The sequence below is a fragment of the Pseudomonas sp. BF-B-30 genome, assembly GCF_019956305.1.
In the GTDB taxonomy this organism is placed as follows: domain Bacteria; phylum Pseudomonadota; class Gammaproteobacteria; order Pseudomonadales; family Pseudomonadaceae; genus Aquipseudomonas; species Aquipseudomonas jessenii.
This window is the reverse complement of sequence record NZ_JAHBDG010000015.1, coordinates 24,652-44,945: the sequence shown is the minus strand read 5'-3', so window position 1 is coordinate 44,945 and position 20,294 is coordinate 24,652. Positions and strand designations below refer to the sequence as shown.

Annotated in this window: 18 protein-coding genes; 15 read left to right on the top strand and 3 right to left on the bottom strand. The window is 61.4% G+C overall.

Translation table 11 applies throughout. The features are described from left to right. Positions 1-70: 70 nt before the first annotated feature. Both KGB29_RS10280 and KGB29_RS10275 read right to left on the bottom strand, forming a co-directional pair. A complete protein-coding gene (locus KGB29_RS10280) occupies positions 71-1,528 on the bottom strand; it encodes a gamma-aminobutyraldehyde dehydrogenase (protein ID WP_223473733.1) in 1,458 nt (485 codons plus the stop codon). A 146-nt stretch (positions 1,529-1,674) separates the two neighbouring features. Beyond that, on the bottom strand, positions 1,675-2,589 hold the full coding sequence (locus tag KGB29_RS10275; protein ID WP_154947633.1) for a LysR family transcriptional regulator: 915 nt from the start codon (positions 2,587-2,589) through the stop codon (positions 1,675-1,677). Between the two features lie 194 nt (positions 2,590-2,783). Between KGB29_RS10275 and KGB29_RS10270 the strand changes: the two genes are divergently transcribed. The 15 genes from KGB29_RS10270 to KGB29_RS10200 all read left to right on the top strand — a co-directional run bounded on the left by KGB29_RS10270 (position 2,784) and on the right by KGB29_RS10200 (position 19,338). Beyond that, entirely contained in the window at positions 2,784-3,476 is a 693-nt protein-coding gene (locus KGB29_RS10270) for a tellurite resistance TerB family protein (protein WP_057716215.1), read from the top strand. Positions 3,477-3,763: 287 nt separating this feature from the next. Beyond that, the gene (locus KGB29_RS10265; RefSeq protein ID WP_150812974.1) at positions 3,764-5,386 is read left to right on the top strand and encodes a methyl-accepting chemotaxis protein; all 1,623 of its coding nucleotides are present in this window, start codon (positions 3,764-3,766) and stop codon (positions 5,384-5,386) included. Further along, complete coding sequence (locus KGB29_RS10260) at positions 5,386-5,922, top strand: chemotaxis protein CheW (RefSeq protein ID WP_150812872.1); 537 nt, start codon at positions 5,386-5,388, stop codon at positions 5,920-5,922. Before KGB29_RS10265 ends, KGB29_RS10260 begins: the two co-directional genes overlap by 1 nt. Next, positions 5,919-7,196 carry a CheR family methyltransferase gene (locus tag KGB29_RS10255; protein ID WP_154947632.1) on the top strand — a complete coding sequence of 426 codons (1,278 nt, stop codon included), beginning with the start codon at positions 5,919-5,921 and terminating at the stop codon, positions 7,194-7,196. The genes KGB29_RS10260 and KGB29_RS10255 overlap by 4 nt, the downstream gene beginning before the upstream one ends. Then, positions 7,193-7,873, top strand: a complete 681-nt coding sequence (locus tag KGB29_RS10250; RefSeq protein ID WP_154947631.1) for a chemotaxis protein CheW — start codon at positions 7,193-7,195, stop codon at positions 7,871-7,873. The genes KGB29_RS10255 and KGB29_RS10250 overlap by 4 nt, the downstream gene beginning before the upstream one ends. Further along, entirely contained in the window at positions 7,870-10,149 is a 2,280-nt protein-coding gene (locus KGB29_RS10245; protein ID WP_154947630.1) for a hybrid sensor histidine kinase/response regulator, read from the top strand. The genes KGB29_RS10250 and KGB29_RS10245 overlap by 4 nt, the downstream gene beginning before the upstream one ends. Beyond that, a complete protein-coding gene (locus KGB29_RS10240; protein WP_150812875.1) occupies positions 10,146-11,156 on the top strand; it encodes a chemotaxis response regulator protein-glutamate methylesterase in 1,011 nt (336 codons plus the stop codon). Before KGB29_RS10245 ends, KGB29_RS10240 begins: the two co-directional genes overlap by 4 nt. Before the next feature lie 48 nt (positions 11,157-11,204). After that, positions 11,205-12,206 carry a PleD family two-component system response regulator gene (locus KGB29_RS10235; RefSeq protein WP_057716208.1) on the top strand — a complete coding sequence of 334 codons (1,002 nt, stop codon included), beginning with the start codon at positions 11,205-11,207 and terminating at the stop codon, positions 12,204-12,206. Between the two features lie 208 nt (positions 12,207-12,414). Beyond that, a protein-coding gene (gene prfB, locus KGB29_RS10230; RefSeq protein WP_109790603.1) for a peptide chain release factor 2 occupies positions 12,415-13,510 on the top strand; the annotation gives its coding sequence in 2 pieces (ribosomal slippage) (positions 12,415-12,486 and positions 12,488-13,510; 1,095 coding nt in all). Positions 13,511-13,624: 114 nt separating this feature from the next. After that, the gene (gene lysS / locus KGB29_RS10225) at positions 13,625-15,127 is read left to right on the top strand and encodes a lysine--tRNA ligase (protein ID WP_057716207.1); all 1,503 of its coding nucleotides are present in this window, start codon (positions 13,625-13,627) and stop codon (positions 15,125-15,127) included. A 98-nt stretch (positions 15,128-15,225) separates the two neighbouring features. Further along, the gene (locus KGB29_RS10220; RefSeq protein ID WP_174245502.1) at positions 15,226-15,942 is read left to right on the top strand and encodes a TetR/AcrR family transcriptional regulator; all 717 of its coding nucleotides are present in this window, start codon (positions 15,226-15,228) and stop codon (positions 15,940-15,942) included. A 142-nt stretch (positions 15,943-16,084) separates the two neighbouring features. After that, positions 16,085-16,639 (top strand): hypothetical protein, encoded by a 555-nt coding sequence (locus KGB29_RS10215; RefSeq protein WP_154861827.1) that lies wholly within the window; start codon positions 16,085-16,087, stop codon positions 16,637-16,639. Between the two features lie 32 nt (positions 16,640-16,671). Further along, on the top strand, positions 16,672-17,949 hold the full coding sequence (locus KGB29_RS10210; RefSeq protein WP_057716204.1) for a flavohemoglobin expression-modulating QEGLA motif protein: 1,278 nt from the start codon (positions 16,672-16,674) through the stop codon (positions 17,947-17,949). A gap of 148 nt (positions 17,950-18,097) precedes the next feature. Further along, a complete protein-coding gene (locus KGB29_RS10205; protein ID WP_154861826.1) occupies positions 18,098-19,012 on the top strand; it encodes an alpha/beta hydrolase in 915 nt (304 codons plus the stop codon). Continuing rightward, positions 19,009-19,338 (top strand): hypothetical protein, encoded by a 330-nt coding sequence (locus tag KGB29_RS10200; protein ID WP_102669805.1) that lies wholly within the window; start codon positions 19,009-19,011, stop codon positions 19,336-19,338. The genes KGB29_RS10205 and KGB29_RS10200 overlap by 4 nt, the downstream gene beginning before the upstream one ends. Positions 19,339-19,474: 136 nt before the next feature. Here the strand turns inward: KGB29_RS10200 and KGB29_RS10195 are convergent, their stop codons facing one another. Further along, a complete protein-coding gene (locus KGB29_RS10195) occupies positions 19,475-20,272 on the bottom strand; it encodes an OmpA family protein (protein WP_150812878.1) in 798 nt (265 codons plus the stop codon). Positions 20,273-20,294 lie beyond the last annotated feature (22 nt).

Genomic DNA, 20,294 nt, shown 5'->3' with positions numbered 1-20,294 from the left:
TCTTTAAATTATGGTCGGGGCAGTTGTGAACGTGGTGAAGCATGCCGTTGGCGGCTTGTTATTAGCTTAGTCAGAGATGCTCGCCATGGCGGGCCATGATGTGCCGCACCACGCTGTAGTCCTGAAGCGAATCGCTGGACAGGTCCTTGCCGTAGCCCGAACGCTTCAAGCCGCCGTGGGGCATTTCGCTGACCAGCATGAAGTGGCTGTTGATCCAGGTGCAGCCGTACTGCAAGCGCGCCGCGACCTGCATGGCCTTGTCGAGGTTCTGGGTCCAGACCGACGAGGCCAGGCCGTATTCCGAGTCGTTGGCCCAGTCCACCGCTTGTTCCAGCTCATCGAAGCGGGTCACGGTGACCACCGGCCCGAACACTTCGCGCTGGACGATCTCGTCACTTTGCTTGCAACCGGCGAGCAGGGTCGGCTGGTAATAGAAGCCGGCGCCGGAGTGCACCGCTGCGCCGGTTACCCGCTCGATGTGCGGCTGGCCCAAGGCACGTTCGACGAAACTGGCCACGCGGTCGCGTTGGCGGGTGCTGATCAGCGGGCCGATTTCGTTGTCGGCATCGCGCTTGCCGGCGAAACGCAGGCTGCCGACGGCCGCGCCGAGCTCGGCCACCAGGCGGTCATGAATCCCGGCCTGGGCATAAATGCGGCAAGCGGCGGTGCAATCCTGGCCGGCGTTGTAGTAGCCGTAGGTGCGTACGCCTTCGACCACGGCCTGAATGTCGGCATCGTTGCAGACGATCACCGGGGCCTTGCCGCCGAGTTCGAGGTGGGTGCGTTTGAGTGTCTTCGACGCGGCCTGGAGAATCTTTTGGCCGGTGACGATATCGCCGGTCAGCGACACCATGCGCACTTTAGGGTGGCTCACCAGGTGGCTGCCGACGCCTTCGCCGCCACCGCAAATAATGTTGATTACACCGCGCGGCAGGATCTCGGCCAGCGCTGGCGCCAGGGCCAGGATCGACAGCGGCGTGTGTTCCGACGGCTTGAACACCAGGGTGTTGCCAGCGGCGAGGGCCGGGGCGATTTTCCACGCGGCCATCATGATCGGGTAGTTCCACGGCGCAATCGACGCCACGACCCCGATAGGATCGCGCCGGACCATGCTGGTGTAGCCCGGCAGGTATTCGCCGCTGAGCTGGCCGGTCTGGCAACGCACGGCACCGGCGAAGAAGCGGAACACGTCGACCGTGGCATTGAGGTCATCCTGACGGGCCAGGTGCAACGGCTTGCCGCAATTCAGGGCTTCGAGGCGGGCGAGATGGTCGGCGTTTTTTTCGATGGCGTTGGCAATGTCCAACAGCAGGTTTGAGCGCTGTTGTGGCGTGGTCCGCGACCAACCGGCAAAGGCGCGGTGGGCGGCGAGGATGGCTGCTTCGACTTGTTCGGTGCTGGCTTCGGCGATTTGCGTCAGGATTTCGCCGGTGGCCGGATTGATGATGGGTTCGGCAAAGCCTTGCCCTGCGACTATTTCACCATCGATCAACAAGGCGGTGAACAACGGGGTCTGCGCACCAGCCATTTTTCGGGTTCTCGTTTTTTGTGTGGCTTGTTGTGTAGACATGGCAGCGCTCCCTGTGACTGGGGCCCGGCCGTCTTATTAGATGCAACAAGACTAGTTCGCGGACCCGAGGACAACAAATACTAAATACTGAAGGTAGCGTTCGATTAAATAGATGGCTTGCGCCCGCCATGGGGTTGTTCGCGCGCGACCGTGAGGAAGGGGTCCACCAATGCCGGACGAGCGGTGCCGCGACGCCAGGCCAGGCCGACATCCAGGGTCTGGCCGAGGTCGGCGATCGGCCGCGCTTCGATGATGTCGCCCTCCAGTGACCACGGGCGATAGGTCATGTCGGGCTGGATCGATACGCCCAGGCCAGCGGCCACAAGGCTTCGCACCGCTTCGGTCGAGGCCGTGCGCAGGGTGATGCGCGGTTGCAAGGAGGCTGCCGACCACATGCGTTGGGCGTTGCGGTCCATTTCATCGACGTTCAGTTGAATCAATGGCTCGCGGGCCACGTCGGCGAGGTTGATGCTGTCGTGTTCCAGCAGCGGGTGCTGGGCCGGCAGCCATAGCCGGTGCGGCGAGCGGGTCAGCACTTCGGTCTGCAATGCGTGGCGGTCTTCGAGGTTGGACAGGATCAACACGCCGACATCGATCTCGCCGCTGACCAGCAAATGCTCGATGTACGGGCGCTCATCCTCCATCACGCGGATTTCCACGTTGGGGTAGGCGCGCTGGAAACGGGTGAGCAAATCCGCCAGGTAATAACCGGCCACCAGGCTGGTCACGCCGACGATCAGTTGCCCGGCGACCTGGTCGGTGCTCTGTTGCAGGCTGCGCTTGGCGTTATCCACCGTGGCCAGGATCAAGTGCGCCTGACGCAGGAATTGATGCCCCTGGTGGGTCAGGGTCATACCCTTGGCATGGCGGCTGAACAGGCTGACGCCGATTTCCTCCTCCAGTTGCTGGATCGCCAGGGTCAGGGTCGACTGGGAAATGAATGCGGTTTGTGCGGCGGCCGAGATCGAGCCGGTCTCGGCCACGGCGATGAAGTGACGGATCTGACGCAAGGTCATCATGGGGAAGTACCCGGTGGGCTGTTTTTATCGATTGGCGAGAGTGTATATCGTTTTTTCTGATAGGCCGGCGCAAGCGGCAAGTGGCGCATTGAGGGAGTGCAACATCTGGAAGCACTCTCGCCCACGGGGCGTGGGCACTTTCGTTTTAGGCTGGTGGTCTTGGTTTCAGGTTAAACGTCTTGTGGAGGCGGTAAATGAATACCCGTGGATTGCTCGATCAACTACTCAAGTCCGGTCAGGACCTGTTGCAGAACAAGGCCGGCAGCCCGCAGCAAAAGGGTGCGAGCGGTGGCAACGGAGGCCTCGGCAGTTTGCTCTCCGGGGCGAGTGGCGGGGCATTGGCGGCAGGCGCCATGGGCTTGCTGCTCGGCAGCAAAAAGGCCCGTAAAGTCGGGGGCAAGGTCGCGGTCTACGGCGGTCTCGCCGCGTTGGGCGTGCTGGCCTATAAAGCCTACGGTAACTGGCAGGCGCAGCAGGGCGGTGCGGCCGGTGCGCAACCGCAAACCCTGGACCGCGTACCGGACGCGCAAGTCGAGCTGCACAGTCAGGCGATTCTCAAGGCGCTGGTGGCTGCGGCCAAGGCTGACGGTCATGTCGATGAGCGTGAGCGTGCCTTGATCGAAGGCGAATTCACCCGGCTCGACAGCGATCAGGAGCTGCAACACTGGCTGCACGCCGAGCTCAACAAGCCACTGGATCCGAGCGATGTCGCCCGCGCCGCCCGCTCCCCGGAAATCGCCGCCGAGATGTACATCGCCAGCGTGATGATGGTGGACGAGGAAAACTTCATGGAGAAGGCCTATCTCGATGAGCTGGCGCGCCAGCTCAAGCTGGAGCCGGGGTTGAAGGCCGAGCTTGAGAAGCAGGTTCGCCAGGCTTCCCTGTAATCCTTCAGACTGTATTCGCGAGCAGGCTCGCTCCCACATCAGGTCTTCAGTGATCACAGATTCTGCATACACCAGAGACTCAATGTGGGAGCGAGCCTGCTCGCGATGGCGTTTTCAGCCACACCACCTTCCGAATGGTCATTCCACGGCCCCTTTCTGCCCAATCACCCCTGGCACCCATCCCGCCTTTTTTTGACGGGATGAGAAGTAGCGCGCAACCGTCTTATAAATGAAACACCGCCCTCGGCTATACTCCCCGCATTTCGAATCGGCTCCGAGGAATGACTGTGAAGAACTGGACGTTACGCCAACGCATTTTGGCGAGCTTTGCGGTAATTATCGCCATCATGTTGCTGATGGTGGTTGTCTCGTATTCGCGGCTGTTGAAGATCGAAAAAAGCGAGGCCAGCGTGCGTGAGGACGCTCTGCCAGGGTTGTATTACAGCTCGATGGTTCGTGGCGCGTGGTCCGACAGTTATGTACGCATTCAGGCCATGCTCGGCCTGGAGGAAGGGCAGAGCTTCACTGCCGAGGATGCTGCGAGCTTCAAGGGCTACGCCGAGCGGTTGAAAGAGCAGATGGAGCTCTACCGTGGAACGATTGCCGACGAAGAAGACAGAGTCGAGTTCGCCGCGTTCGAAAAGCTTCATGAGGACTACCACCGGATTCTGGCCGCGGTGATCGAGTTGTATAAACGCAACCAGAACGCCGAGGCCGTCAACATGTTCAAGGGTGAACTGACCCCGACCTGGACAGCGGGTCGAATGAAGGTCAATGAAATCCTGCGTCACAACAAGTCTGTGGCGGACACAGACATCGCGGCCATTGACGATGCAGTGCTCACAGCCAAAGTCATCATGGGTATTTCCCTGGTGATCGCGGTGCTGGCGGCCGCTCTCTGTGGTCTGTTGCTGATGCGCGCCATCATGGCGCCGATGAACCGCATCGTGAGAATCCTCGAAATCATGCGCACCGGCGACCTCAGCAGCCGCCTGAACCTGGAGCGCAAGGACGAATTCGGCGCGGTAGAGACCGGGTTCAACGACATGATGACCGAGCTCACTTCTCTGGTGTCCCAGGCCCAACGCTCGTCGGTGCAGGTGACCACGTCGGTGACCGAGATCGCCGCGACGTCCAAGCAGCAACAAGCCACCGCCACCGAAACCGCCGCCACCACCACGGAAATCGGCGCGACCTCCCGTGAGATCGCCGCCACTTCCCGGGATCTGGTGCGCACCATGACCGAGGTCTCCACCGCCGCCGATCAGGCTTCCGTGGCTGCCGGTTCCGGTCAGCAAGGCCTGGCACGCATGGAAGAAACCATGCACTCGGTGATGGGCGCGGCCGATCTGGTCAACGCCAAGCTGGCGATCCTCAACGAGAAGGCCGGCAACATCAATCAGGTGGTGGTGACCATCGTCAAGGTCGCCGACCAGACCAACCTGTTGTCGCTCAACGCCGCCATCGAGGCCGAGAAGGCCGGGGAATACGGGCGCGGCTTTGCCGTGGTTGCCACCGAAGTGCGGCGCCTGGCGGACCAGACGGCCGTGGCCACCTACGACATCGAGCAAATGGTGCGCGAGATCCAGTCAGCGGTGTCGGCCGGGGTCATGGGCATGGACAAGTTTTCCGAAGAGGTGCGTCGCGGGATGTCCGAGGTACAGCAAGTCGGCGAGCAGTTGTCGCAGATCATCCATCAGGTCCAGGCGCTGGCGCCGCGGGTGCTGATGGTCAACGAAGGCATGCAGGCCCAGGCTACCGGCGCCGAGCAGATCAACCATGCGCTGGTGCAGTTGGGTGATGCCAGCAGCCAGACGGTCGAGTCTCTGCGCCAGGCCAGTTTCGCCATCGATGAACTGAGCCAGGTGGCCGTCGGGCTGCGCAGCGGCGTTTCGCGATTCAAAGTCTGATGAGCGAAATCACGGCCAAACGCTCTGCCGTGAAGCAGGCGCTGCATGCCTTGTTTCTGGTGTTTCGCATCGGCAACGAGCGCTATGCCTTGAAGGCTATCGAAGTGGCTGAAGTGCTGCCGTGCCTGCCGTTGAAGCCCATTCCCCATGCCCCCGCCTGGGTCGCCGGGGTGTTCGCCTATCGGGGCACCGTGGTGCCGGTGATCGACTTGAGCGCACTGACCTTTGGCATGCCTGCACAGGCCCGTACCAGCACGCGACTGGTGCTGGTCAACTATCGCCCGGATGAAACCGCCGAGACACAACTGCTCGGGCTGATTCTGGAACAGGCGACTGACACCTTGCGTTGCGATCCGGCGGATTTTCAGCCCTATGGCCTGGACAATCGCCAGACGCCTTACCTCGGGCCGGTGCGCAAGGACGAGCGGGGGTTGCTGCAATGGGTGCGGGTCGGCGATCTGCTGGACGATCAGGTGCGCGCATTGTTGTTTCCCTCGCCGCCAATGGATCCGGCACTGCTGCAGGAGCGGCCATGAACAGCGATCAGCGTTTTTTCGACTTTCTCAAGGAAACCATCGGACTCGACGTGACCTCGGTAGGGCCTGCGATCATCGAGCGAGCGGTGCGCCAGCGCAGCATCGTTTCGCAAGCAGTGTCGGCCGATGAGTATTGGCACACCTTGCAGGGCTCGCGGGACGAGCAGCAGGCCTTGATCGAGGCGGTGATCGTTCCGGAAACCTGGTTCTTCCGCTATCCGGAGTCCTTCGTCACCCTGGCGAAACTGGCGAGCAAGCGTCTGGCCGAAATCAACAACCTGCGCGCCCTGCGAATTCTCAGCCTGCCATGCTCCACGGGCGAAGAACCGTACTCGATCGCCATGGCGTTGCTCGATGCCGGGCTCAAACCGCACCAGTTCAAGGTCGACGGCCTGGACGTCAGCCCGTTGTCAGTGGAAAAAGCCCGTCGGGCGTTGTACGGCAAGAATTCCTTTCGGGGTGACGACATTGCGTTTCGCGACCGTCATTTCATCGCCGAAGGCGAGAGCTATCGCCTCGATCAGCGGGTGCTCGAGCAAGTGCGCCTGCAGGTAGGCAATCTGCTGGATCCGGCCTTGCTGGCCGGTGAACCGCCATTCGATTTCGTGTTTTGTCGCAACCTGCTGATCTACTTCGACCAGCCGACCCAGAAGCTAGTCTTCGAAGTGCTCAAGTGCCTGACCCACGTTGACGGCGTGCTGTTTATCGGCCCGGCCGAAGGCGGTCTGCTGGGGCGTTTGGGGATGCGCTCGATTGGTATCGCGCAGTCCTTCGCGTTCAGTCGACAGGGAACTGCGGACCCTGATCCCTTGCCGACGTTCGTTCCTGCGCCATTGCCGGTGCCGCAACCGTTGCGCAATCCACCACCTGCGCCAGTGCGCAGCCGTCCGTTTGCCCGGGTTGCGCCGCTGCGGCCTGCACCTGCGCCTGCAACCTCCGGCTCCGACACTGCCGCGCTGCTGGCCAATATCGCCGTGCTGGCCGATGAAGGCAAAAGCGCCGAGGCGCGAGCGGCGTGTGAAAGCTACTTGCGCAGCCATGAACCGGTGGCTCAGGTCTTTTATTGGTTGGGGCTGCTCAGCGATGTGGCTGGCAATACCCTTGAAGCACAGGGTTTTTACCGCAAGGCGTTGTACCTGGAACCGCAACATCCTGAAGCGTTGATGCACCTGGCCGGCTTGCTGCAGGCCCAGGGTGACGCGATGGGAGCCAGACGATTGCAGGAGCGTGCCGCCCGCAGCGCACGTTCCGTCGACAGTGAGCGTAAACGATGATCGCCTCCGATACCTTCAGCGTCACCCGGGATGCCCAGGCCATCGACGATTGCTGGAACCGCATTGGTATCCACGGTGACAAGTCCTGCCCGCTGCTCAGCGACCATATTCATTGCCGCAATTGTGCGGTGTATTCGGCGGCCGCCACACGCTTGCTCGATCGTTATGCATTGCAGCAGGAAGATCGCGGGACTGTGTCTGTCGCGGTCGAGAGCGAGGTGAAAACCCGCTCGCTGTTGATGTTCCGTCTGGGTGAAGAGTGGCTGGGACTTGCGACCCGTAGCCTGGTAGAGGTGGCGCCGTTGCAAGCGATTCACTCGTTGCCGCATCAACGTTCCCGGGCCTTGCTCGGCGTGGCGAATGTACGCGGAGCGCTGGTTGCCTGCCTGTCGCTGGTGGAACTGCTCGGGCTCGACGGCGTCAGCAGCGTAGCCACCGGTGCACGGGTCATGCCACGCATGCTGATCATCGCCGCCGACGGCGGGCCGGTGGTGGTGCCGGTGGACGAAGTCGACGGGATTCACGCCATCGACGAGCACATCCTCGATACCGCATCGCGCTCAGGTGCTCAGGCCAGCGCCAAATACACCCGTGGCGTGTTGCAATTCAAAGGTCGCAGCCTGCGTTGGCTGGATGAAGAGCAGCTGTTGTGCGCCGTGACCCGGAGCCTCACATGACCCCCGAGCAAATGCGCGACGCTTCGTTGCTTGAGCTGTTCAGTCTGGAGGCCGAAGCCCAGACCCAAGTCTTGAGCGCCGGCCTGCTGGCGCTTGAGCGCGACCCGACCCAGGCCGATCAACTTGAATCGTGCATGCGTGCCGCGCACTCGCTCAAGGGTGCGGCGCGGATCGTCGGTGTCGACGCCGGAGTCAGCGTCTCCCATGTGATGGAAGATTGTCTGGTCAGCGCCCAGGAAGGCCGCCTGTTGCTGCGCCCCGAGCATATCGATGCGTTGCTGCAAGGCACCGATCTGCTGATGCGCATCGCCACACCGAGCAACAACCCGGAAGTCTCGGACATCGAGGCCTATGTGGCGTTGATGGCGCGGTTGCTGGACCCGGCGGCCCCGCTGGTTGCGCCTGCCGCACCGGTGATGGCCGAACTTCAGCTCGAAGCACCCGCGCCGAAGGTCGAGTCGCCGGCGCCTGTCGTCGAACCGCCATCGGCGCCAGCTCCACACAAGACCAAACGCACCACCGAAAACGGCGAACGTGTGCTGCGTGTCACCGCCGAGCGCCTGAACAGCCTGCTCGATCTGTCGAGCAAATCCCTGGTGGAAACCCTGCGGCTCAAACCGCACCTGGCGACCATGCAGCGACTCAAGCGCATGCAGAGCAACAGCCTGCGCGCACTGGAGAACCTCAATGTGCATCTCAAGGATCACGCCTTGAGCCTGGAAGCCCAGGAAGCCCTTGAGGATGCGCGGCGCTTGCTCGCGCAATCCCAGCAACTGCTCATGGAAAAGAACGCCGAACTCGACGAGTTCGCCTGGCATGCCAGCCAACGGGCGCAGGTGTTGTACGACACGGCGCTGGCCTGTCGCATGCGGCCCTTTGCCGATGTGCTGACCGGGCAAGTGCGGATGGTCCGGGATCTGGGGCGCGATCTGGGCAAACAAGTGCGCCTGGAGATTGAAGGCGAAAAAACCCAGGTCGATCGCGACGTGCTGGAAAAGCTCGAAGCGCCGCTGACTCACCTGTTGCGCAACGCGGTCGACCACGGCATCGAAACCCCGGAGCAGCGCCTGCTGGCCGGCAAGCCGGCTGAAGGTTTGATTCGCCTGCGCGCGTCCCATCAGGCCGGTCTGCTGGTGCTTGAACTGAGCGACGACGGCAACGGCGTGGACCTGGAAAAGCTCCGTCGCAGCATCGTTGAACGAAATTTGTCCCTCGCGGAAACCGCCGCTCAGTTGAGCGAAGAGGAATTGCTGACGTTCCTGTTCCTGCCCGGTTTCAGTCTGCGCGACAAGGTCACCGAGGTGTCCGGTCGCGGCGTCGGCCTGGATGCGGTGCAGCACATGGTCCGGCAGCTGCGCGGCGCGGTGGTGCTGGAGCAGACGGCGGGCGAGGGCAGTCGTTTCCACCTTGAGGTGCCGCTGACCCTGTCGGTGGTGCGCAGCCTGGTGGTGGAAGTCGGCGACGAAGCCTATGCCTTCCCGCTGGCGCACATTGAGCGCATGTGCGACCTGGAGCCGGCGGATATCGTGCAGGTCGAAGGCCGCCAGCATTTCTGGCACGAAGGCCGGCATGTCGGCCTGGTGGCGGCCAGTCAGTTGCTGCAACGTCCGGCCAGCCAGAACAGCGGGCAAACCCTGAAGGTCGTGGTGATTCGCGAGCGCGATGCCATCTACGGCGTGGCCGTGGAGCGGTTCATCGGTGAGCGGACGTTGGTGGTGCTGCCGCTGGACGAGCGTCTGGGCAAGGTGCAGGACATTTCCGCCGGGGCCCTGCTCGACGACGGTTCGGTGGTGCTGATCGTGGATGTCGAAGACATGCTGCGTTCGGTGGAAAAACTGCTCAACACCGGGCGTCTGGAGCGCATTGCCCGTCACAGCAATCAGGTGGTCGAGGCGGCCCGCAAACGAATTCTGGTGGTGGATGATTCCCTGACCGTGCGAGAGTTGCAGCGCAAGCTGTTGCTCAATCGCGGCTATGACGTGGCGGTTGCGGTGGACGGCATGGATGGCTGGAACGCGCTGCGTTCGGAGGATTTCGATCTGCTGATCACCGACATTGATATGCCGCGCATGGACGGCATCGAACTGGTCACGCTGCTGCGTCGGGACAATCGCCTGCAATCGCTGCCGGTGATGGTGGTGTCCTACAAGGATCGTGAAGAGGACCGGCGCCGTGGACTGGATGCCGGGGCCGACTATTATCTAGCCAAGGCCAGTTTTCATGACGACGCCTTGCTCGATGCAGTGGTCGAGCTCATCGGAGGAGCGCGGGCATGAGGATCGCAATCGTCAATGACATGCCCATGGCGGTGGAGGCCCTGCGCCGCGCCCTGGCTTTCGAGCCGGCCCACGAGGTGGTCTGGGTCGCCGGCAATGGTGCCGAGGCGGTGCGCCAGTGCGCGCTGGACACACCGGACCTGATTCTGATGGACCTGATCATGCCGGTGATGGATGGCGTCGAGGCCACGCGGCGGATCATGGCCGAGACCCCGTGTGCCATCGTCATCGTCACCGTGGATCGCCAGCAGAACGTGCACCGGGTGTTCGAGGCCATGGGCTACGGTGCGCTGGACGTGGTCGACACCCCGGCCCTCGGCGCCGGCAATGCCCAGGAAGCGGCGGCGCCGTTGTTGCGCAAGATCTTGAACATCGTCTGGCTGATCGGCGACAAGGGTAACCGCCCACGCCCGGTGCCGGCACCCTTGCGCAGTTCGGGCTCACGCCAGGGCCTGATCGCCATTGGCTCATCCGCCGGTGGGCCGGCAGCGCTGGAAGTCTTGCTCAAGGGGCTGCCGCGTGATTTCTCTCCGGCCATTGTGCTGGTGCAACACGTTGACCAGGTGTTTGCCGCCGGCATGGCTGAATGGCTCGGCACTGCCAGCGGCCTTGATGTGCGCCTGGCCCAGGAGGGCGAGCCGCCGCAAAGCGGCAGGGTATTGCTGGCCGGCACCAATCACCATATTCGCTTGTTGAAAAACGGCACGCTGGCCTACACCGCCGAACCGGTCAACGAAATCTACCGGCCCTCCATCGATGTGTTCTTCGAGAGCGTGGCCAGTTACTGGAGCGGTGACGCCGTGGGGGTTTTGCTCACCGGCATGGGGCGTGATGGCGCCCAAGGGCTTAAACTCATGCGCCAACAGGGCTACCTGACCATCGCACAAGACCAAAACAGCAGTGCGGTGTACGGCATGCCGAAGGCGGCCGCAGCCATCGACGCTGCCGTGGAGATTCGCCCGCTGGACAAGATAGCGCCACGATTGCTGGAGATTTTCGCCAAATGAGCACCTTTTTCCTCATTCCTGGCTCAGGTAGTACTCAGGTGACCGCACATGACTGAATTACAGCTCGACGACTTCAAGACCGACGAAAACGCCGCCATGGTGTTGCTGGTGGACGATCAGGCCATGATCGGCGAAGCCGTGCGTCGCGGCCTGTCGAACGAAGAGAACATTGATTTCCACTTCTGCTCCGACCCGCACCAGGCCATCGCCCACGCGGTGCGCATCAAGCCGACAGTGATCCTGCAGGATCTGGTCATGCCCGGTCTTGACGGTCTGAGCCTGGTGCGCGAATACCGCAATCACCCGGCGACCAAGGACATTCCGATCATCGTTCTGTCGACCAAGGAAGACCCGCTGATCAAGAGCGCGGCCTTTGCGGCCGGGGCCAACGATTATCTGGTCAAGCTGCCGGACAATATCGAACTGGTCGCGCGCATCCGCTACCACTCGCGCTCCTATATGACCCTGCTGCAACGGGATGCGGCGTACCGCGCGTTGCGGGTCAGCCAGCAGCAACTGCTCGACACCAACCTGGTGCTGCAACGCCTGATGAACTCCGATGGCCTGACGGGGTTGTCGAACCGTCGGCACTTCGATGAATACCTGGAACTGGAGTGGCGCCGTTCGCTGCGTGAGCAGAGCCAGTTGTCATTGCTGATGATCGATGTCGACTACTTCAAGGCCTACAACGACAGCTTCGGCCACCTGGAAGGCGATGAAGCCCTGCGCAAGGTCGCCGCGGCGATCAAGGACGCCAGTGCCCGGCCTTCGGACCTGCCGGCCCGCTACGGCGGCGAAGAGTTCGCCCTGGTGCTGCCCAACACCTCCCAGGGCGGTGCACGGTTGGTGGCCGAGAAGCTGCGCCAGACCGTGGCAGCCCTGAAGATCCCGCACAACTCGCCGGCCGAAGGTTCGAGCCTGACCATCAGCATCGGCCTGTCGACTATTACCCCGAAAGCGGGCAGCAACTGCCGCGACCTGATCCTGGCGGCGGACAAGGGGCTGTATTCGGCGAAGAACAATGGGCGTAATCAGGTGGGCATCGGCTGAACAGCCTCCCCCCTGTAGGAGCGAGCCTGCTCGCGATGGTCGTCAACGATGACGATGGCTATCTGAATAAACGCGGTGCCTGAGCGTTTTTCGCGAGCGAGCTCGCTCCTACAAGGGCTTGGCTTTTCGGCCAGGCGGACTGCCGTTTTCGGCTGTTTCCCGGTATACTCGCCGGCTTTCAAAAGTTCGCCAACGAGTGCTGCCCGTCATGGAAATCAACCCGATCCTGAACACCATCAAGGACCTGTCCGAGCGCTCCGAAACTATTCGGGGGTATCTTTGACTACGATCAAAAGCATGAGCGTCTGACCGAAGTCAATCGCGAGCTTGAAGATCCGAGTGTCTGGAACAAACCTGAATACGCCCAGGAACTGGGCCGCGAGCGCGCTGCACTGGCGCAGATCGTCGATACCCTGGACGAGCTGAACACCGGTCTGGCCGATTGCCGCGACCTGCTGGACATGGCCGTCGAAGAGAACGACGAAGGCGCAGTGGGCGATGTCGTCGCCGAGCTGGCCCGTCTCGAGGAAAGTCTGGCCAAGCTGGAATTCCGCCGCATGTTCAGCCACGAAATGGACCCGAACAATGCCTACCTGGACATCCAGGCCGGTTCCGGCGGCACCGAAGCCCAGGACTGGGCCAATATCCTGCTGCGCATGTACCTGCGCTGGGCCGACAAGCGCGGCTTCGACGCGACCATCATGGAACTGTCCGCCGGTGAAGTCGCCGGGATCAAGGGCGCGACCGTGCACATCAAGGGCGAATACGCGTTTGGCTGGTTGCGGACCGAAATCGGCGTGCACCGTCTGGTGCGCAAGAGCCCGTTCGACTCCGGCAACCGTCGCCACACCTCTTTCTCGGCGGTGTTCGTCTCGCCAGAGATCGATGACAAGGTGGAAATCGAGATCAATCCGGCAGACCTGCGAATCGACACCTATCGTTCCTCCGGTGCCGGTGGTCAGCACGTAAACACCACCGACTCGGCCGTACGTATCACCCACGTACCGACCAACACCGTGGTCAGCTGCCAGAACGAACGTTCCCAGCACGCCAACAAGGACACCGCCATGAAAATGCTGCGGGCCAAGTTGTACGAGCAGGAAATGCAGAAGCGCAACGCGGCGTCCCAGGCGCTGGAAGACACCAAGTCCGATATCGGCTGGGGTCATCAGATCCGTTCGTACGTGCTCGATGCCTCGCGCATCAAGGATCTGCGCACCAACATCGAACGCAGCGACTGCGACAAGGTGCTCGACGGCGACATCGACGAATACCTGGAAGCGAGCCTGAAGTCCGGGCTGTAAGCAATGCAATACAGGATCGGCTGACCCGGCGCGATCCTTGTAGGAGCCAGCTTGCTGGCGATCCCCAGGCCGCAGGCCTGGGGGCAACGAACCTGTGATGGAATATTTAAAGACATGAGCGACCTAGAACTCGACCCGCAAGCCCTGCAACAGGAAGAAAACTCCCTGATCGCCCTGCGCAAGGAAAAGCTTGCTGCCGAGCGCGCCAAGGGCAATGCCTTCCCGAACGACTTCCGCCGCGAAAACTACTGCGAACAACTGCAGAAACAGTACGCGGACAAGACCAAGGAAGAGCTGGCAGAGGCTGCGATCCCGGTCAAGGTTGCCGGTCGTATCATGCTCAACCGTGGCTCGTTCATGGTGATCCAGGACATGACCGGTCGTATCCAGGTCTACGTCAACCGCAAAACCCTGTCCGAAGAAACCCTGGCCGCGGTGAAAACCTGGGACATGGGCGACATCATTGCTGCCGAAGGCACCCTGGCCCGTTCCGGCAAGGGCGACCTGTACGTCGAAATGACCAGCGTGCGCCTGCTGACCAAATCCCTGCGCCCGCTGCCGGACAAGCACCACGGCCTGACCGACACCGAACAGCGCTACCGCCAGCGTTACGTCGACCTGATCGTCAACGAAGACGTGCGCCAGACGTTCCGCGTGCGTTCGCAAGTCATCGCCCACATCCGCAGCTTCCTGATGAAGCGTGACTTCCTGGAAGTGGAAACGCCGATGCTGCAGACCATTCCTGGCGGCGCGGCAGCCAAGCCGTTCGAAACCCATCACAATGCGCTGGACATGGGCATGTTCCTGCGTATCGCGCCGGAACTGTACCTCAAGCGCCTGGTTGTTGGCGGGTTCGAGAAAGTGTTCGAGATCAACCGCAACTTCCGTAACGAAGGCGTTTCGACTCGTCACAACCCTGAATTCACCATGTTGGAGTTCTACCAGGCCTACGCCGACTACGAAGACAACATGGACCTGACCGAAGAACTGTTCCGCGAACTGGCGCAGCTGGTTCTGGGCAGCACCGACGTGCCGTACGGCGACAAGGTGTTCCACTTCGGCGAGCCGTTCGTGCGTCTGTCGGTGTTCGACTCGATCCTCAAGTACAACCCTGAGCTGACCGCCGATGATCTGAACGACATCGACAAGGCTCGCGCCATCGCCAAGAAGGCCGGCGCCAAGGTGCTGGGCTTCGAAGGCCTGGGCAAGCTGCAGGTGATGATTTTCGAAGAGCTGGTCGAGCACAAGCTGGAGCAGCCGCATTTCATTACTCAGTACCCGTTCGAAGTGTCGCCGCTGGCCCGTCGTAACGACGACAACCCGAACGTCACCGACCGTTTTGAGCTGTTCATCGGTGGTCGTGAAATCGCCAACGCCTACTCCGAGTTGAACGACGCGGAAGACCAGGCCGAGCGCTTCATGGCTCAGGTGGCCGACAAGGACGCCGGCGACGACGAAGCCATGCACTACGACGCCGACTTCGTTCGTGCGCTGGAGTACGGCATGCCGCCAACGGCGGGTGAAGGCATCGGTATCGACCGTCTGGTGATGCTGCTGACCAACTCCCCGTCGATCCGCGACGTGATCCTGTTCCCGCACATGCGGCCGCAAGCGTAAGTGTTTCAAATAAAAAGCCGCCTTTGAGGCGGCTTTTTATTGCCTGTCTGGTACAAACGTATCAACTTGTTAGTTTCATCTGAGAGGAAATACCTGTCGTGATTCGTGCAATGGCTCAAGAAGGTGCAGCGGGTATCGCCACTGCGGTCGCTGAAAGCGTTCAGTACCAGGGTCGCAAGGCCAGCCGACAGGGCAGTGAACAGCGACGACAGGACATTCTCGACGCCGCGATGCGCATTGTTGTGCGCGATGGCGTGCGTGCCGTCCGGCACCGTGCGGTGGCCGCCGAGGCGCAAGTGCCGTTGTCGGCGACCACTTACTATTTCAAGGATATCGATGACCTGCTCACCGATACCTTCGCCCAATACGTGGAACGCAGTGCGGCGTACATGGGCAAGCTGTGGGTGAACAACGAGGGCCTGCTGCGCGACATGATCGCCAGTGGCGACGGCAGCCCGCAGGCACGCTCGAAACTGGCGGACGACATTGCACGGCTGATGACCGATTACGTTCACCGGCAATTGGTCAATCGTCGCGAACATTTGATGGCCGAGCAGGCGTTCCGTCAGGAGGCGTTGCTCAACCCGCGCCTGGCCGAACTGGTGCGCTCGCATCAGCAAATCCTGCTGCAGGGCTCTTGCCAGCTGTTCCAGGTATTGGGCTCGCGCGAGCCGCATCAGGATGCCAAAGTGTTGACGGCGATTATCGGCCGGATGGAATATCAGGGCCTGCTCAACGTAGACGAGCCTGCCGCCGAAGAGGAAATGCTCGGCATCCTGACGCGCTACATGCACCTGGTGCTGGCGTCGGTGTAGTCCGGCTGGTGCATGACCTGTGGGAGCGGGCTTGCTCGCGAAAGCGGTGTGTCAGTCAAAGTTGATGTCGACTGATGTACCGCCTTCGCGAGCAAGCCCGCTCCCACAGGGTGAAGCCGTGTGATCTTCAAGGGAGTATTGAATGAAAGCCTGGCGTGTCGTTGTGATCGCCTTGTCGTTCCTGCTGCTCAGTGGCTGTCTGGTGACCTTCAAGGAACCGCTGCCCACGAGCGAGCCCGCGCCCAAAGGGTTGCTCGGCAAGTGGACCAGCACCAGCGCCTGGGGCGAGCCCGTCAATCTGGAGTTGACCCGCATCGCCGACAATCGCTACCAGGCCGTCAGCTACTTCAAGGCCAAACCCAAGGAGCGTGAAGCCTACCCCTTTACCGTGTCGCGCCATGGCAACCGTTGGTACTTGTCGGCGAAGGTGCCGGCGCAGTTCGGCGGGTATTTCATCATCGGCGGCTTCGAGCTGACCGACCAGCGTGAACTGGTGCTGTACAACCTCGACCCCGAACAGGTCAACCAGGCGCTGAAGCAAAACGCCCTGAGCGGAGAAGCGTTTCAGACTGACGACGGCGCAGGCGTGCTGATCAACAGCTCCATGGATCAAGTCACCGCCTACCTCGACGACCCGGCCAATTCCGATGTGTTCGTCGAAGCCGTGCGCTACCAGCGTCAGGCCAAAGCCAAATAAGCAGCACAATCAGGTTTCTACAGGAGTTTCGGGTGGACGATTACCAACAGTCGATACGCATTTTGTCCGATCGCATCGTGCTGGCGCAGACGCCGATCCGCGTCCTCGATGCGGTCAAGTGGGACGACAACATTCGTAAGGGCTTCCTCAAGGCCAAAGGCAAGGAAATGCCGGCGGTGGACCGCGACTACTACCTCAACCGGCCGCTGGCGTTCGATTCCAGCAAAGTGAAGCTGGAGTTCCAGAACATAGAGCGCGACATCACCCGCCAGCTCGGCCAGTTCAACCCGGTCGGCCAGATCATGCGTCGCATGTGCAAGGAATACCGCATGGTGGTGCGCATGCTCGAAGCGCGCGGCACCGAGGATTTCGGCCTGATCTCGCAGGAATTGTATGGTGCTGCCTCCGACGCGTTCCACGCCGGCGACCCGACGCTGTCCGACCTGGGTATGATGTTGTCCGAATACCTGAACAACATCGACGGCCGCGGCGACCTCAAGGATGAGCCGAAGACGCTGACGGCCAAGGATGCGGTCGACCTGTTGCAGCATCGCTTGAACAAGGTATTTGGCGAAGCCGAGGAAACCATCCGGGTGTTCGAGTCCGACGGGATCGTCGCCGATGCGGCGGCTGGCGCCGACTACATCAAGATCCGCTCCGATGCGATGTTCAATCAGCGCGATGTGCGCGCCCTGGAGGTCCACGAAGGGCTGGTGCATGTCGGCACCACCCTCAACGGCCTGAACCAGCCGATTTGCACCTTCCTCTCCAAGGGGCCGCCCTCGTCGACGGTGACCCAGGAAGGCCTGGCGATCCTGATGGAAATCATCACCTTCGCCTCGTACCCCAGTCGCCTGCGCAAACTGACCAACCGCACGCGGGCCATTCATATGGTGGAGGAGGGTGCCGACTTCCTGCAGGTGTTCGAGTTCTTCCGCGAGCAAGGCTTCGAAATGCCCGAGAGCTACAGCAACGCCAGTCGCGTTTTCCGCGGCTCGGTGCCGACAGGTCTGCCATTTACCAAAGACTTGTCCTACCTCAAGGGCTTCATCATGATTTACAACTACATTCAACTGGCCGTGCGTAAAGGCAAGCTGGAGCAGATACCGCTGTTGTTCTGCGGCAAGACCACCCTGGAAGACATGCGTACCTTGCGCCAGTTGGTGGATGAAGGTCTGGTGGTTCCGCCCAAGTACCTGCCGGAACAGTTCCGCGACATGAACGCGCTGTCGGCGTGGATGTGCTTCTCCAACTTCCTCAACCACCTGAGCCTGGACCGGATCGAGGCGGATTACTCGAACATCCTTTAAGGATCACGCGGACTCAATGTGGGAGCGGGCTTGCTCGCGAAAGCGGTGTATCAGATAGCAGAGATGGTGAATGTCAGTCCGCATTCGCGAGCAAGCCCGCTCCCACATTGGGTCGTATTCCAATCCCATTTTCGCGAGGTTTCAACGGATGAGAATCCTCGGCATCGTCTGCCTTCTCCTGGCCCTGAGCGGTTGCAGCTCCTTGCTGTTTTATCCCGAACCCGGCCAGTTGTTCACGCCGGAAAAGGCCGGGCTCGAATACCGCACCGTCACCTTGAACACCGCCGATGGTCTCAAGCTGAACGCGTGGTGGCTGCCGGTGAAGCCGGGTGTCGAGGTCAAAGGCACGGTGCTGCACCTGCACGGTAACGGCGGCAATCTGCCAATGCATCTGGGCGGGAGTTGGTGGTTGCCGGAACAGGGCTATCAAGTGCTGCTGGTGGACTATCGCGGTTATGGCTTGTCCGAAGGCAAACCGAGCCTGCCGGCGATCTATCAGGACATCGATGCGGCGTTCAAATGGCTCGACCAGGCCCCCGAGGTCAAGGGCAAGCCGCTGATCCTGCTCGGCCAAAGCCTTGGCGGTTCGATGGCTGTCCACTACCTCGTTCAACACCCCGAGCGGCAGAAACAACTCAAGGCTGTTGTCCTCGACGGCGTGCCCGCCAGTTATCGCAGTGTCGGCCGGTATGCGCTGAGTAATTCATGGGTGTTCTGGACGTTCCAGGTGCCGCTGTCGTGGCTGGTGCCGGACGGCGACAGCGCGATCAACTCCATGACGCAACTCAAGGACGTGCCGAAACTGATCTACCACAGCATCGACGATCCGATCGTGCCTCTTTCCAACGGCATCCGACTGTATCAAGCTGCGCCGCCGCCGCGGGTGCTGCAACTGACCCGTGGCGGTCATGTGCAGACGTTCGCCGACCCGGTCTGGCGCAAGGTCATGCTGCGTTATCTCGATGACCCGCAACATTTCAACGGCCTGCGCCGCCTGGGTGAAATCCCCAACTACCCGGCGCCCCCGAATTCAGAAGATGAACCACCAGAGAGTCCGCAATGAGTGAAGAACGTAACGCCATCCCGCTGATCATCACCGGTATCTGCAGCATCCTCGGCACCGTCGGTGCCCTGTGGTGGTACGGCTACCTGCACTTCGCCAAGCCCGAGGATGCGTTGCTGCTCAGCGACTTCACCATGCTCAAGACCGTGCCGGGCGAGGACTACAAGGTTTCCCTGGCGCCGGCGGCCCAAGTGGCCCAGTGCATCGATGGCGTGCTGGTGCTGTTCGACACCGAACAGAAAGGCCTGACCGGCGTGCTGGTCGACAGCAAGAAAAAAGCCGTGCGCTGCATGGGGCAGGAGACGCCGCAGAAGCTGGAGCCGTAAACCGGTTCTAACTAACAACACAGATCCAATGTGGGAGCGGGCTTGCTCGCGAAAGCGGTTTAACTTTCAACAATAATGTTGACTGATACACCGCCTTCGCGAGCAAGCCCGCTCCCACATTGGTTTGTGTTGTGGATTACTGGGTGTATGAACTCACCGCCGAACGCGGCATTACCGGCTGATTGTCATTGGAGATGGTCACCTCCACCCGACGGTTCATCGCCCGGCCCGAAGTGCTGCTGTTATCCGCCACCGGATATTCCTTGCCGTAACCCTGGGCGACGATACGCGCAGGATCAACGCCCATCTTCACCAGTGCCGCACGCACGGAACCCGCGCGACGTTCCGACAGCGACTGGTTGTGCGACGCCGTACCGGTGCTGTCGGTATAGCCCTCGACAATCACTTTGCGCTCGGGGTTTTCCTGTAGGTACTGCGCCAGTTTGTTGATGTTCGCCAGGCCGTTGGATTTCAGCTCGGCCTTGTCGGTGGCGAACAGCACATCACCGAAGGTCACCAGCGTCCCGCGATCGGTCTGCCTGGCGTTGAGGCTGTCCTTCAACTGTTTGATCTGCTGATCACGGGCGTCAAGGCGCGCCTGAGCCCGTTGCGCCGAGGCATCTTTCAGGCTGGCCTCGGCGGTGCGCAGGGCGATGGTCTGCTTGGCCACTTCGACGCGCTGGTTGGTCAAATAGGCAAGCTGGTCGACAGTGGCCACGTCCTCCTTGTCCCTGTAGGCCTTATCGGCCTTGTCCAGATAGTCGCTGGCTTCCTTGGTTTCCAGGGCCGCAATCTTGGACGCTTGCGGATCGGATTGCAGGCCGGTGTAGTTGGTGCGGGCCTGTTCGAGGTTGGCGTTCGGTGGTGTGGAGCAGGCTGCCAGGGTTACGGTGACAGCCAGCAGGGCAGGGATCATCAATTGACTGGATTTCATGATTTCGTCCTTTTAGTCGAGT

Bases quoted from the DNA above. Each gene is read 5' to 3' on its own strand.
- KGB29_RS10280 (WP_223473733.1), bottom strand. From the start codon at position 1,528: ATGGCTGGTGCGCAGACCCCGTTGTTCACCGCCTTGTTGATCGATGGT.
- KGB29_RS10275 (WP_154947633.1), bottom strand. From the start codon at position 2,589: ATGATGACCTTGCGTCAGATCCGTCACTTCATCGCCGTGGCCGAGACC.
- KGB29_RS10270 (WP_057716215.1), top strand. From the start codon at position 2,784: ATGAATACCCGTGGATTGCTCGATCAACTACTCAAGTCCGGTCAGGAC.
- KGB29_RS10260 (WP_150812872.1), top strand. From the start codon at position 5,386: ATGAGCGAAATCACGGCCAAACGCTCTGCCGTGAAGCAGGCGCTGCAT.
- KGB29_RS10255 (WP_154947632.1), top strand. From the start codon at position 5,919: ATGAACAGCGATCAGCGTTTTTTCGACTTTCTCAAGGAAACCATCGGA.
- KGB29_RS10250 (WP_154947631.1), top strand. From the start codon at position 7,193: ATGATCGCCTCCGATACCTTCAGCGTCACCCGGGATGCCCAGGCCATC.
- KGB29_RS10245 (WP_154947630.1), top strand. From the start codon at position 7,870: ATGACCCCCGAGCAAATGCGCGACGCTTCGTTGCTTGAGCTGTTCAGT.
- KGB29_RS10240 (WP_150812875.1), top strand. From the start codon at position 10,146: ATGAGGATCGCAATCGTCAATGACATGCCCATGGCGGTGGAGGCCCTG.
- KGB29_RS10235 (WP_057716208.1), top strand. From the start codon at position 11,205: ATGACTGAATTACAGCTCGACGACTTCAAGACCGACGAAAACGCCGCC.
- lysS (WP_057716207.1), top strand. From the start codon at position 13,625: ATGAGCGACCTAGAACTCGACCCGCAAGCCCTGCAACAGGAAGAAAAC.
- KGB29_RS10215 (WP_154861827.1), top strand. From the start codon at position 16,085: ATGAAAGCCTGGCGTGTCGTTGTGATCGCCTTGTCGTTCCTGCTGCTC.
- KGB29_RS10205 (WP_154861826.1), top strand. From the start codon at position 18,098: ATGAGAATCCTCGGCATCGTCTGCCTTCTCCTGGCCCTGAGCGGTTGC.
- KGB29_RS10200 (WP_102669805.1), top strand. From the start codon at position 19,009: ATGAGTGAAGAACGTAACGCCATCCCGCTGATCATCACCGGTATCTGC.
- KGB29_RS10195 (WP_150812878.1), bottom strand. From the start codon at position 20,272: ATGAAATCCAGTCAATTGATGATCCCTGCCCTGCTGGCTGTCACCGTA.